We start from the raw sequence: 14,251 nt of genomic DNA on the forward strand, positions 1-14,251 counted from the left end.
TTTAAAAATTTAGAAAATCCAGCAACAATATTTTTATCCTTTGTTCATTTACTATTTTTAAAAGAATATCTACTTATTTCTGATAAAGAAATATCTTTTGTTTTCAAAAATCACTGTACTATATCTTTTATTAGTTTATTTGTAATTATATGTAAGTTTATATAATTTATCATACATATTTTCTACAGAATTAGAAATTTCTTGTTCAAAATTCTTTAAATTTAACAGTTTTTTTATATAATTCATTTTCTTATATTTTATTAATTTTAAAGCATTTAAACTTAATTTTAATGCCTCCTTTATACATATTTTTTCATAAATTTCCATTAATTCCACCTTTTTTATTTATTCTTTTTATTAGTTCTTAATTAACTTTTCAAGCTTTTTTTATCTTTATTACTGCAGAAGGTTAGATTAATTAAATTTTAAAAAGATATAAAAATAATTTACAATAATTTAAGTTTTAATATTTTAATATTAAAATGAAATGTTTTCATTACTTCAAAATCAAAATATTTTCAATATTCATTTTTTAATATTTCTATTTGATTAGTCATCATTTCCAAAAACATAGTAAATTCAAATTTATCAAGATCTAATTTTATAATTTGTTCAAACATTTCTCTATATAAATTTAATCAATCATTTCATCATACAAAAGCTATTCTCGGCTCCCACAATTTAACATTATCTTCTACATCATTATCAAAAGTATTATCTGGAATATATGGCAAATTTCCTATAATAATATTTTCATTATTTTTATAATTTTCAATATTTTCAATAAATTTTTCCAACAAATTACTTTTACATATTTTTACATTTTCATTTTTTATCAAAATATTTTTATTTATCTGTGCAACTTCCAAAGCTTTTTCACTAATATCAGTAAATATTGCTTGTTGTATATTTTGTATATTATGATAAATTGTGCTTATTCATAGAACTCATGATCAAGTTCATATATCAATTATATTAAATTTTTTATTATTAGATTGTATATATTCATTTATAGATTGAATCATATATTCAGTTTCAGGGCGAGGAATTAATGTATTTTCATTTACATAAAATTTAACTCACAAAAATTCTACATATCATAATATATATTCCAAAGGTTTATTATTATTTTGATAATCTTTATATTGTTGATCAATTTTTTCATAAACTTTTTTTTCTATTTCATTTTCATATTTTTTGAATAAATCTTCTTTATTTATATTCAAATTATGGCATATCAAACTTGAAATAACTTTTTTATATTTATATTCAGGATTTGATATTAAATCAATTATTTTCATATTTTATTTTCTAATAGTATTTAAAATTTTTGCTACTTCTGCTCTTGTAATATTTTTATCAGGTTGTAGATATCTTTCACCAAATTTATCAAGTTCTATTCAATAATCAATCAAAATATTTGAATATTTTCTATCTTCTTTTTCAACATCCCGATAATGTCTATCAGTATTTTTAGCTTTTAATCAAGTTATATGACTTAACATTTTCATAAAATCTAATCTACTTATTTTATTAAATCTTGATCATTTATAATCTTTTGCTATAGGATAAAAAGTTGTTTTGATTAAATTACTTGCATCTTGTTCATTAATATCAAATCAAGGAGCAAAATTGCCTTGTCTATAATTTGTAAAATATCATTTTTTAAGTCAATTTAATATATCTTTTCTAAATTTAGTATTTGAATCAATATCTTTTGGCAATATAATATTTTTTAATTTTGATGATCATATTTTTTGATTTCCTTTATATAAATTAAGTATAGACTTTCATTTTTCTATGGGAGCTATTTTAAATAAAAATAATCCTTCTAATGTATCTTTATATCAAAATTTTATTTCATCTTGCCAGTTTTTAGGTCAACATTTAATTGTTTTTATTTTACTAATATCTCTTATAGAATTGATTCACATAGGACAAATTTTTATATTTTCATTTGATTTTAATGTAAAATTTCATTCATAAGGAACTGATATAATATTAGAATTATTTGAATCTTTCATAATAATTAATCAATCATTTGTTGATCAAATATAATTAGTTCATAAATTATATAATAATCATCTATTTGCTTGTAATACTGTTCAATCATCAACTACTCTTATAGGTATATTTCAAATAATTTTTCCTCATATTTTTATAATTAATCTAGTATGACCAGCTCAAACTGCATTAACATGAATTTTTCTTTTTCAATCATTTACCGCAATAACTTTAGTAGGTGATGCTTTAATTACATCCGAATTAAAACTAACTTCCAAATCCATAGGAAGGGATCAGTTAAAAGGTCTATTTCTAAATAATACTGATAAATCTATTGTTCAATTTTCTCAAACTTTCATTGTATTACCAGGAATATTTGATTTAACTTGCATAGGATATCTAGCCAAGAATAATTCTAATTCTGTGAGCATAATTTTTTCTCTTGTTACTATTTCATCTTTTGAAATATGTTCTTCTTTTTTTATGATTTCTTGTACATATTCATCTTCTTCTTTTTTTGTTTGTGCTTGTTTTGGTGCATAAGATGCTCAATTTGATTCCAAAAATTTAATTGGATCTATTGTATTTTTTATCATTTGTTCTCTACATAATCATTTATTTACTATATCTGCATTTGATCAAATGCAATTTATATAATACCAAGGATGTCTATTATTTTTATTTGTATCTATTTGGAAATGAACATGATTTCCCCGACTATTTCAAGTAGTTCATATAGTTCATATTCTTTGTCAAGAATTTACTTTTTGTCAAGGACTTACTTGTATATTATACATATGTGCATATATACTTCTTATTTGTGATCCTTTAAATTCATGTCTAATAACTACTGTATTTCACCATGATGGAAGAAATTTTGCTATTTCTACTGTTCATTCTCAAATTGAATAAAGTGGAGTTCATTGAGCACTTGCTATATCAACTCATGCATGTCATCAATATCAAATATCCCAACCTCATTTATATGTTGCTCACCACAAAATTGAATATATCAAACGATAATTCATAGTATCTTTGTATTTTGAATAATTTGTATTTTCAATTATAGGTAAAGGCATTTTACATTCTTCTCAAGTCGCATTCCAATTTTGAAACTTACATTCTACAGTTGGTTTACTTACTTGTTTTACAGGATATTTAAGATCTAATGAATAAGTAAATCAAATTAATATTAATTTGATAATTAACATATTAAATATTAATTTTTTTTTAATCATTTTTTTGTTTTATATTTAAAATAAGAGAAATTTGAATTAATTTTTTAAAAATTATAAAAATATATCTTAATGTTTATATATAATTTTTCAAGATAAAATTTACTAATCATCTATTAAATTAAGGATTTTTGATAAAATAAAAAATTATATATTATATAAATTTAAATAATTTTTGTTTACAAATATGTGTTTCAAAATAAAAAAACTTTATTTTTTTGAATAAATCATTATATACATATAATTTAGTGAAAAAGTTTATTTTAAATCAAAAAACATTTTTTCAAAAATGGCTAAAAAAATTATTTCAATTGTGATACCTTTTTATAATGAAGAAGGTAATATAATTCCATTATATAAAGAAATATCAAGTTCTTTATTAAAAGATTTTGTAAATTTTGATTATGAGATTATCATGATTAATGATTGATCAAATGATAATACTTGGCAAGAAATTCAAGAAGTAAAAAAACTTGATTCAAATATTGTTTGAATAAATCTTAATAGAAATTATTGACAATCTATAGCTATGGATGCTTGACTACAAAAAGTAAATTGAGAAATTATAGCTACTATTGATTGAGATGGTCAAAATGATCCTCAAGATATAAAAAAACTTTATGATAAAATGATTGATGAAAATTTGGATTTGGTAGCTTGATGGAGAAATAAAAGAAAAGATCCAACTTGGATGCTTGTTATTACCAAAACAGCTAGATTTTTGAGAAGAATAATGATAAACGATTGAGTTCATGATAGTTGATGTACTCTTAGAATCTATAAAAAAACTGTTATAAATAATCTTTATCTATGGGCAGAAATGCATAGATATATTATTGCTATTTCAAAAATGAATGGTTTTAAAATATGAGAATTGAAAGTAAATCATAGAGCAAGAACAATAGGTACTTCAAAATATAATTGGAAAAAATCTATAAAATGACTTATAGATTTGTTTTATATTTGGTTTGTTGCAAAATATGAATCAAGACCTTTACATCTTTTTGGTTTTGTCTGATGAATAAATTTTGTAATTTGAAATATATTTTTATTTTATTCAATTTATCAAAAAATTTTTGATTGAATTTCTTTAAATAGAAGTTGATGGTTGATACTTGGTATATTTTTGATTCAAATTTGAGTTATTATTTTTATTTTTGGTATCATAATAGATCTTATGATTAGAAATTATTACAATACTTCTAGAGATAAAAGATATATAATAAGAGAAGAAGTTTAAAAGTTTGAAAGTGAAAAAGCTAAAATAGTTTATTAAAACATTAATATAACAAAAATTATTATTTTAGTATCTTTATAGATGTATAAAAATTAGGATTAAAAAAATACTTGAAATAATAAAATATTTATTTATAAGTAAAATTATGTTTTATTAATGTAAAATATTTTTTATGAAAAAAAATAGAAGTATATTATGAATAGATTGGTGAAGTAAATATATATGAATATCTTATAAATTAAGTGATAATGAAACTATACTTCCCATTTGATATATGATAAATGATGCATCATTTCTATTTTATTTTGGTGAAGTATTAATTAAATATAATGTAGAAAAAATAATAATATGATATCCTAATAATAATGAAAAAATACAAGAAAGTATTGATAATTTTATTAAACAATTAGATTTGATCGTATCAGAAGATGTGGAAATTATCAAACAAAATGAAGATTATTCAACTACAAAAGCATGAGAGATAATGTGAAATTATAGAAAAAATGAAACTACAGATACTATAGCTTCAATGGAAATATTGAAAGAATATTTAGATGAAACATAAAACTAACTTGAAATAAAATATAAAATCATTATCTATTAATGTATATACTTTACATATTATATTTTAACATAAATAATAAATGACTTTTAAAGCAAAAATGGATGATAAAAAAATAAGTGTAGATTTGGATTTAACGACGATTAAAGATGTTTTGCAATATTGTAAACCCAAAGAACAATTAGTTTTATTCAAAAAATTTTGATTAAGTTGAAATAAAGAAATTCCATTGCAAAAAATATGAAATGATTATTGATTAACTAGAGAAAGAGTAAGACAAATAGAATCTCAATGACTTATGAAATTTAGAAGATTAATAGTTTGAAATGAAAGATATATTAAACTTATAAAAGAAGCAACTAAACTTCTTAAGTCTAATTGATGAATTTTATCAGAAGATAATTTAATATCAAAATTAATTAATAAGTGAAATTTAGATTTTAGAAGTGAAGAAATTAAATTAGTTTTAGTGTCGGATTTTGATCTGTATTATTTAAAAAGAAATAAAATTTTAAAAAAATCATTTTATTTGGATCCTATATTTGAGGATTTATTAGAAAAAATTTCTAAATATTGTGTTGAGTATTTTGAAAAAAAATGAGATTCTGAAGATGTTTACAATTTTGTAGATATTTTAAAAAAACATTTTGAAAATAAATATTGAAATATTGAATATATACAAAATAATGTTTTTTATATAAATTTATTTAAGTTGATTAAATGAATAAGTGTTTTTGATGGTAAAATATGATTAGATAGTTTTATATCAGTAAATCCCAAAACTATAAAACAAAAAATTGAATATATATTGGAAAAGGAAAATAATCCATTGCATTATCAAGATATTTCTTCCAAGATAATTGACTGGTTCAATAAGCCTGTAAAAGTAAATACAGTTCATAATGAATTAGTAAAAAATTCAAATATATTTGTTAATATGTGACTTTGAATTTATTGATTGAGTAAATGGTGATATAAATGATGAACAGTAAAAGAAATAATAGAAAGAATTCTATTGACATCAAATAGACAAATGACAATAAAGGAAATAACAAAAGAAGTTTTGAAGGAAAAAATGATAAGTCCTAATACTATAATATTGACTTTACAAAAACATCAAGATATATTTCATAGAGTATGAAAATGAATGTATCAAATTAAAAAATAAATAAAATATTTAAAAAATTTGACTTTTAAATTAAATTTTGCCCGAGTAGCTCAGCAGGTAGAGCACTTCCATGGTAAGGAAGAGGTCGCCAGTTCAAGTCTGGTCTTGGGCTATTTTAGAATTTAAAATATTTTTTGTTGATTAAATTTTAAAGTATTTTTAATTTAAAATTAAATTTATGTAAGTTAATTTTTTGTAAAAAAATAATTTATTTTTAAAAGTAAATAATGTATAATTTTATATTATACTGATCATATTTAGTATTTCCATTTTTATTTTTTTTAATTTTTTTATTTTTAAAAAAGAAAAAACTTTTTTTAAAAAATAAATTTTTATTAATAATTTTGATTTTATTTTTTTTACTTTCTTTATTGTTTATATATTCAAGATTTGTAGAAAGAAATTTAATTTTTATTAAAACAACAAAAATTAATGTTTGATTTAATGCAAAATTAGTTGTTGTTTGAGATATGCATCTATGAATATATAAAGATGAAAAATTTTTGACAAAAGTTGTTAAGAAAATAAATAACATAAAAAATGTTGATGCAGTTTTGATCCCAGGTGATTTTACATATCATCCAAATAAAGATTTAAATAAATTATTTTCTCCTCTAAAAAATATAAAAGTTCCAGTTTATGCAGTTCTTGGAAATCATGATAGCAAAAAACTTGGTTCATTAATTCAAAATCAATTACAAAAAACTTTGGAAAATAATAATGTAATATTTCTTCATAATACAAGTAGTATTATTGAAAATAAAAATATAAAAATTCTTTGACTTGGAGATAAATGGGCAAATGAAGATGATATTTCAAAAATTAACAATTTTTTAAGTGAAGATAATTTAATTGTTTTGACACATAATCCAGATACAAGTATTTTTTATGAAAACTCTATTCCAGATCTTACTATAGCAGGACATACACATGGTGGTCAAATTCGTATCCCTTTTATATATAAAAAAAAGATTCCATGTATATATGATTTTAATCAAGGTTTGTATGAATTAATTCCTCATCATGTTTCTATTCAGTCAACTAAAAATATTGTTTTTACACAAAATCATTATGGAAAAGTTTTTGTAACAGCAGGTATTTGAGAAACAGGTTTACCTATGAGATTATTAATTCCTCCAACTATAGAAATTTTAAATTTAAAATAATTATCGTTTTCTATATGATTAATTTTTAATAATTGTTTTTTACATTATTTAGATTTTAAATAGTCTATTATAAATAAAAAAATAATTTTCTCTTGAAAAATAATATATAAATAGTATATTCTAATTTATTAATTTAGAATTAAATAAATATTTGATAAAATGAGAGTTTTCGTACCAAGACATATATCTTGATGAATGTTTAATATGAATTTATCAATTGGTCCATTAACTATTTCTATGATACAGTTAGCTATATTGGCATTTGGTGCTGTTATATGTCTTTTGTTATGGCAATGACTTTCTTCTTCGTGAATAGATTGAGTAGCAGCATTTGTTATAATTTTACCTGTTATTATTATTTTTATAGTAATAACATTTTTTAAGATTTCGGAACTAGCTCTTCTTCCTTTTATTGCTAAATTGTTGAGAACTTATTTTTTTGATGAAGTTCGTAAATTTCAAACTTGAAAAAAAATTGTAGATCCTCAAAAAGTTCTTTTATTAAGGATTAAACAATCTAAACCTGAACAAATTGTAACAACTAAAAAAAATACTAGAATAAAAAATGATAAAATTTCAAAAATGGATGATATGTTTAACTAAATAAATTTAATTTTTTATAGTCAAGTTTTTATGAATTTAATTGATTTTATATATTTGGATTTGTCAAATTGGTATATTTCTGTCTTTGGTATGTTTTTAGTACTTTTTTTAATGTTTATTTTATATTTTTTTAAACATCATTTTGTAGTTCCATTTAGTAAAGTTTTTCATTTTAGATTTATTTCTGAAAAATTATTGTTATTTGTAATATTAATTATATTGTTTATATTGCCTCTAAATCCGTCTCTTATTTGAGATAGAGTTGAAGAGGTTGAAAATGTATCAAATATTCAAATACTTTTTGATGTTAGTTTATCTATGGTGGTTGATGATATGAAACCTTCTAGATTTAAAGTTGCTAAAGATTCTTTATATGAATTTGTAGATAGTTTACATTGATATAATATTTGAATAATTATATATTCATGAATTCCTTTTAATTGGTTACCATTTACTACTGAAACAAATGCAGTATTATCAAAAATTGACGATTTTAATCTTTCAGAATTTCCTCCTACTATGTCTTTTGTATGAACTGCTGTTTGAGATGCTATTTATTTGGGATTAGATAATTTATTTAGATTATATTGAGAGGGTAGTAATCCTTGATCTATAATATTAATTACTGATTGAGATACTAATAAATGAACAGATCCTGAACAAGCTGCAAAATATGCAGATGCTTTATGAATACCTATTTATTGAATTTGAATTTGAAAAACTAATCAAAATGTATGAACAGATAGTCGATGACTTTGAGTTGCTGCTAAATTTAATTTTTCATTATTAGAAGATATTATTTCACATACTGATTGAAAAGCATATCATGTTACTTCTTCTCAAGAATTACAAGAAGTTTTTGATTCTATTAAAAATGAAATTAAAGAAAATGAAGTGGTTGTATACAAAAATGAAATTATTCCATTATCATATTATTTATATTTTATTCTTTCTATTTTGATTACAATATTAGTTTTAATTAGATTTTCTTCTATATATTAAATTGTATAATTATATCTTTTCGTTTTAAAATAAAATTTAGTGATGTTTTTTTATAGTAATTTTTTTTGATTATAAAGATTAGATTGAATAAAAAATATTTAACATTTCATAAATAAGATTAGATGAAATTTATTGAAAAAAGTTATCTTTTATTTATATAAATATTTAGTTTTAAAATTTATTATAAATAATAATGAAAGATAATATTAAAGAAAATTGTAGAATTAAATGTTTTCCAATTTCATTTTTTTCTGTGATACTTGGAATGTCGGGTTTTACTATAGCTTTTCAAAAAGCTGAAGAAATATTAAAAATTCCTATTCATATAAGTTCATATATTTTATTGATTACAATAATTTTTTTTATTCTTATTTCAATTTTATATTTGACAAAAATTATTTTATTTAGAAATAAAGTAAAAGAAGAATTTAATCATCCTATTAAATTAAGTTTTTTTCCAACATTTTCTATAAGTTTGTTGTTGTTGAGTATAGCTTTTTTGGATATTAATATTGATATATCTAAATATCTTCGGATTAGTGGAACATTAATTCATTTTGTATTTACATTAAAAATAATATCTATTTGGATTCAAGATATTAAATTTGATATTAAACATATGAATCCTGCATGGTTTATACCTGCTGTTGGAAATATATTAGTTCCAATTGCTTGAGTCTCTCACGGTTTTATAGAAATTTCTTGGTTTTTTTATAGTATTTGATTATTTTTTTGGATTATTTTGTTGATAATATTTTTTAATCGTATAATATTTCATCATCCTTTACCAGAAAAATTATTACCTACTTTATTTATTTTAATAGCCCCACCAGCTATAGGTTTTATATCATTTGTAAAATTAACTTGAGAAATAAATGAATTTACAAAAATTTTGTATTATTTTTGATTGTTTTTGGTTTTTTTATTATTTTCACAAATAAAAATATTTAAAAAAATAAAATTTTATTTATCTTGGTGGGCATATTCTTTTCCTATTGCTTGAATAAGTATTGCTAGTATTTTGATGTTTAAAGAAACTAATTTTGATACTTTAAAATATATTTCATTATTATTATTTTGATTAACAAATATTATTATATTATTATTATTATTTAAAACATTTATTGCTATTTTAAAAAAAGAAATTTGTATTGAAGAAGAATAAATTTTTAAATAAAAAAATATTTAAAAATAAAGTCTTGAAAAAAAAAATAAAAAAAATATTATTAATATTAATTTAATTAAATTCATCATAAAATATGAAAAAAATAATTATTTTATTATTTATGTTTTTACCATATATAAATTTTGCAAATTGGAATTTAGATTGAGTTGATATTATTAATAGATCTCAACGAGGTGCTGATGAAAGTTTAAGATATTATGACAATCATGAATATCAAGATATTCTCAAAAGAAAAGAAGAGTATGAAAAATATCTTAAAGAACTTTATAATGAAGATTATCAAGCTTATTTAAATGCTACCAAAAAATCTAGAATAAATGAAAAAAGAAATAAATATGTTTTACAAAATAATCCAAGTAGTATTAGAGTTGATAAAACAATAAATAATTTTAATTGAAATAAATTGCGATGGCCAAACTCTTATTTTTTTGATAAAAATTCAATAATAATTCATCATACTGCTAATGATTATACAAAATTTAAAAATAAACAAGAAGTAGAAGTTTTTTTGAGAAATATTTATCGTAGTCATTCAATTACTAACTGATGGTGAGATATAGGTTACAATTTTGTTATAGATCATTTTGGAAATATTTATGAATGAAAAAGTGGTTGAGAATGAATTGTTTGAGCTCATGCTGTTTGGAATAATACTAGTTCTATTTGAATTTCTTTGATATGACATTTTGATATACAAAAACCAACAAAAGAACAACTTATAAGTTTAACAAAACTTTTAGTTAGTTTGTCAGATAAATATAATATAAATCCTAAAAAACAAAATTTTTATAATAAACCTTCAAATAATTCTCCATATATGAACATAGTTTGAAATTATCCTATAGTAGGTCATAGAGATGTATGAAGTACTGCATGCCCTGGAAAAAATTTATATAATTTGTTGCCTAAAATTAGAGATATAACTTCTTTGAAATTAGATAAAATAAAATTAAGTTCTTATAAAAAAAATACTGAAAATAACATAAATACTGAAAAAATAAATAAAGATATAAAAAAACATAAAGATATAAAAGCTAAATCTTCTATTTTTATTTCTTCAAATAAGAAAACTTTAAATATAGAAAGTGAAGCTAGTGAAATTATGAAATATACTAATGATAAAGATTCTATATTTTTATCAAATTTTGATATAATAAATTGAAATATACAATTTGATATTGAATACAAAAAATATAATGCCAGTGGTAAACATAAAATATTTATAGAAACTGATAAAGAAATAATTAATTATGAAATTAATCTTGTTTGGCAAAAAGATTTATATAATATAATGAAAAATAAAAAAGATAATTATTTGAAAAATATTGAAAATCCTTTGACAAACAATAGAATGAAAAAAATTAAATCTAAAATTAACTTAAATGATGCTATTAATTATTTAACAAAAAATGTAAAAGTTCTATTATATGAATTAAGTAGTAAATTTAATACTTATGAAATATCTTGTACTTCGTCTTGTGATTTGGAAATTGATGCTATAAATTTTGAAAATATTAATAATTTAACAATTAATAAAAATTGAAATTTTTTGAAATTATATATTGATTGAAAAAAATATTATTCAAGTTATATTAATTTAATTAATAATGAATGATTTATTGTTTTTGAAAATTATGATAGAAAATCATATTGATGAATCCCATGGAATAAATTTAGATGAAATATAAATATAAAAAGAGATTTGATAAAACCTATATGAAAAAAAGTAAAAACAGATTGGACTTTGGTAAATGATTTACCTTTTTTTGATTATATGAAATGAATAGTAGAAACTAATGATCAAGAACATATTGAGAAAAATAAATTAATGTCTTTGATAAGTAAAAATTATATGTTATTTTATTTTGATAAATCAAACGAACATCCAAGTATTCCTAGTAATGCAAAATATAATGCTATAGACGATGCAAGAATTTTTCAAAAATATTGAGGTGCTTGAGTTGAAGATACTTTGACAAAATGGTATTCTGCTCTTGAACAAACATGGAATGAAATAGTTTATTATGATAATTATATTCCTATATTACCTTATTATAATTGTTCATCTTGATTTACTTGGTCAGCAGAAGAAAGATTTGGTTGGATAGATACTAGTTATTTACAATCCAAAATTGATTTTTTTTCTTGTGATAAATTTAATTGACATTGAGTAGGTCTTAGTTGAAGAGGTTCAGAATTTTTGGCAAATAATTGATTAAATTATAAACAAATTTTGAAATATTATTATATTTGAGTTGATATTTATGAATAATATTGTGAATTTTTTGATTATTTATAAATAATATTTATTATATAATATATTTATATTATAAAGAATTATTAATTATGTGAAATAAAATGTTTTTGTTGATAATATATATTTTTCAATTAATATTTGCTGTATGAACATGATTTTGATTATCATTATATTATATATCACAAAATGAAAATAAAGATAATTCATCATCTCAACAAGAAATAAATGATGATTTACTAGATGAGCAATATAATATATGATTTCAAGATTGAAAAAGTATAGCATTTTGAGAAGTAGTAAAAAGTTGATTGAATCAAGAATGTAAAACATTCTCAGTGAAAGCTGGATTAAATCAAAATTGAGAAGTTAAAGATTACTCTGTTACTTTAATAAATGTAGATTGTTTAAATATACAAAATAATAACACTGAACAAAATAATAACACTGAACAAAATAATGCAGAATGAAATTAATAAACTTTTTTTAAACTCATCTTTGTAAATAAAAAATAGTTTATTTTATAGTAGTAAATATTATTGTATTTTTTCATTACACATAATATGTTTATTAAAAGAAAGTACTCGCAAATATAATTGAAAAACTTATATCACTTATTATCTTGTTGAATCTTATAGAGATAAAGATACAAAAAAGTAAAAATACTATCAAAAATTGAATAAAACAAATTGATGATAATAATCTATATAAAGCAATTAATTATCTTGAAGAAAATCAAAAAGAAATTATACAGTTAAATATACAAAAATGTACATTAGATACATTATTAACTGAATTAAAAAATGTAAGTAAAGTTTACTTTAAAATAGATAATATACATATAAATAAAGTAGAACAAATAAATGAGCTTCAAGAAAAAATATTTAAATTATTTAAAATAAAAATAGATTTGTGTAGTACACAAATCTATTTTTATTTTCTTGAAAATCCTTGTTTAAATCAAGGATTTAGAAATTTTGTTTTACAAGGATGAGATTAAATAAAATTTTAAGTATTAATTATATAATTAATTTATTAATAAAATTAAACTTTTTTTTAATAAACAGATATTATTTATTATATATTTTTATATTATCTATTAAATATTTTTTTAATATATCTTCACTATATTCATATTTTTTGTTTCATATATGAATATTTCATATTATATTATCTAATTTTTTTGAATTAAGTTCTTCATTTGTCTTTTTAAATATAGTATTTATACTTCATATATTATTATTTGATGTATTATTATTTCATATATCATTATTTCATATATTTTTTCATAAATTATTACCTAATATATAATTAATATTATCAAAACTTTTTATTTTATTTATATTTTTTTTAAATTCATTTAATATTTGTCTATCTTTTTCAGTTTTTATAGAGAATTTTATTCATTTTATTTCTTTAAACTTATCTTGTTTTCAATCATAAGTATGAGTTATTTGTCAGTCAAATAATTTTAATTTATTGGTATTATTAAAATTTATTTTATAAATTCAATTATTTAGATCTGCATCTAAATATCTTTTTTGTACTATAAAAAAATTTAAACAAAAACTTACAAATAAAGTTGATAAAATTATAGGCAATATAAAAAATATTATAATATTGTATATATCATTATCAATATAATTAACATTATCAACATTAATTTTTTTGTATTTATTTAAATTTACATGTTTTCTTTGATAAATTCAAACTTCTTTTTGTGTTCAAGAGGATTCTTTTTCAAGAACAAAATCTTTTCAAGAATATGAAAAATAGTAAAGAATAACTTTTTCTCAAACAGTGTATGATTTAGTATTTTCTCAATAAATTCTTT

The 14,251-nt window shown here is 19.7% G+C and carries 13 protein-coding genes and 1 tRNA gene; 11 read left to right on the forward strand and 3 right to left on the reverse strand.

What is annotated here, in order from left to right; all coding sequences use genetic code 25:
- Positions 1 to 446 precede the first annotated feature (446 nt).
- Together VAMP_RS02560 and VAMP_RS02565 are read right to left on the reverse strand one after the other, a co-directional pair.
- Positions 447 to 1,301: a HemK/PrmC family methyltransferase gene (locus VAMP_RS02560; protein WP_213348907.1), complete on the reverse strand. Its 855-nt coding sequence runs from the start codon at positions 1,299 to 1,301 to the stop codon at positions 447 to 449.
- Between the two features lie 3 nt (positions 1,302 to 1,304).
- Positions 1,305 to 3,242, reverse strand: coding sequence for a M23 family metallopeptidase (locus VAMP_RS02565; RefSeq protein WP_213348909.1), 1,938 nt, complete (start codon positions 3,240 to 3,242; stop codon positions 1,305 to 1,307).
- A gap of 286 nt (positions 3,243 to 3,528) precedes the next feature.
- Between VAMP_RS02565 and VAMP_RS02570 the strand changes: the two genes are divergently transcribed.
- The 11 genes from VAMP_RS02570 to VAMP_RS02620 all read left to right on the forward strand — a co-directional run bounded on the left by VAMP_RS02570 (position 3,529) and on the right by VAMP_RS02620 (position 13,417).
- Positions 3,529 to 4,479, forward strand: coding sequence for a glycosyltransferase family 2 protein (locus tag VAMP_RS02570; protein WP_213348911.1), 951 nt, complete (start codon positions 3,529 to 3,531; stop codon positions 4,477 to 4,479).
- A 169-nt stretch (positions 4,480 to 4,648) separates the two neighbouring features.
- The gene (gene ruvX / locus VAMP_RS02575) at positions 4,649 to 5,041 is read left to right on the forward strand and encodes a Holliday junction resolvase RuvX (protein ID WP_213348913.1); all 393 of its coding nucleotides are present in this window, start codon (positions 4,649 to 4,651) and stop codon (positions 5,039 to 5,041) included.
- 79 nt (positions 5,042 to 5,120) lie between these two features.
- Entirely contained in the window at positions 5,121 to 6,206 is a 1,086-nt protein-coding gene (locus VAMP_RS02580) for a sigma factor-like helix-turn-helix DNA-binding protein (protein WP_213348915.1), read from the forward strand.
- Positions 6,207 to 6,245: 39 nt separating this feature from the next.
- A tRNA-Thr gene (locus VAMP_RS02585) sits at positions 6,246 to 6,318 on the forward strand.
- 232 nt (positions 6,319 to 6,550) lie between these two features.
- Positions 6,551 to 7,372 carry a metallophosphoesterase gene (locus VAMP_RS02590; RefSeq protein WP_213348917.1) on the forward strand — a complete coding sequence of 274 codons (822 nt, stop codon included), beginning with the start codon at positions 6,551 to 6,553 and terminating at the stop codon, positions 7,370 to 7,372.
- Between the two features lie 159 nt (positions 7,373 to 7,531).
- Positions 7,532 to 7,975: a hypothetical protein gene (locus VAMP_RS02595; protein ID WP_213348919.1), complete on the forward strand. Its 444-nt coding sequence runs from the start codon at positions 7,532 to 7,534 to the stop codon at positions 7,973 to 7,975.
- Between the two features lie 30 nt (positions 7,976 to 8,005).
- Positions 8,006 to 8,977 carry a vWA domain-containing protein gene (locus VAMP_RS02600; protein ID WP_213348921.1) on the forward strand — a complete coding sequence of 324 codons (972 nt, stop codon included), beginning with the start codon at positions 8,006 to 8,008 and terminating at the stop codon, positions 8,975 to 8,977.
- Positions 8,978 to 9,170: 193 nt separating this feature from the next.
- Positions 9,171 to 10,142, forward strand: coding sequence for an SLAC1 anion channel family protein (locus VAMP_RS02605; RefSeq protein ID WP_213348923.1), 972 nt, complete (start codon positions 9,171 to 9,173; stop codon positions 10,140 to 10,142).
- A gap of 94 nt (positions 10,143 to 10,236) precedes the next feature.
- A complete protein-coding gene (locus tag VAMP_RS07005) occupies positions 10,237 to 12,435 on the forward strand; it encodes an N-acetylmuramoyl-L-alanine amidase (protein ID WP_213348925.1) in 2,199 nt (732 codons plus the stop codon).
- A gap of 74 nt (positions 12,436 to 12,509) precedes the next feature.
- On the forward strand, positions 12,510 to 12,893 hold the full coding sequence (locus VAMP_RS02615) for a hypothetical protein (RefSeq protein WP_213348927.1): 384 nt from the start codon (positions 12,510 to 12,512) through the stop codon (positions 12,891 to 12,893).
- Positions 12,894 to 13,042: 149 nt separating this feature from the next.
- The gene (locus VAMP_RS02620; RefSeq protein WP_213348929.1) at positions 13,043 to 13,417 is read left to right on the forward strand and encodes a hypothetical protein; all 375 of its coding nucleotides are present in this window, start codon (positions 13,043 to 13,045) and stop codon (positions 13,415 to 13,417) included.
- A 70-nt stretch (positions 13,418 to 13,487) separates the two neighbouring features.
- On the opposite strand, the gene VAMP_RS02625 is transcribed toward VAMP_RS02620, so the two are convergent.
- Positions 13,488 to 14,251 (reverse strand): hypothetical protein (locus VAMP_RS02625; protein WP_439099512.1); only part of this gene is annotated, 764 nt, incomplete at its 5' end.

It is taken from the genome of Candidatus Vampirococcus lugosii, from assembly GCF_018420025.1.
Taxonomy (GTDB): domain Bacteria; phylum Patescibacteriota; class Gracilibacteria; order Absconditabacterales; family Absconditicoccaceae; genus Vampirococcus; species Vampirococcus lugosii.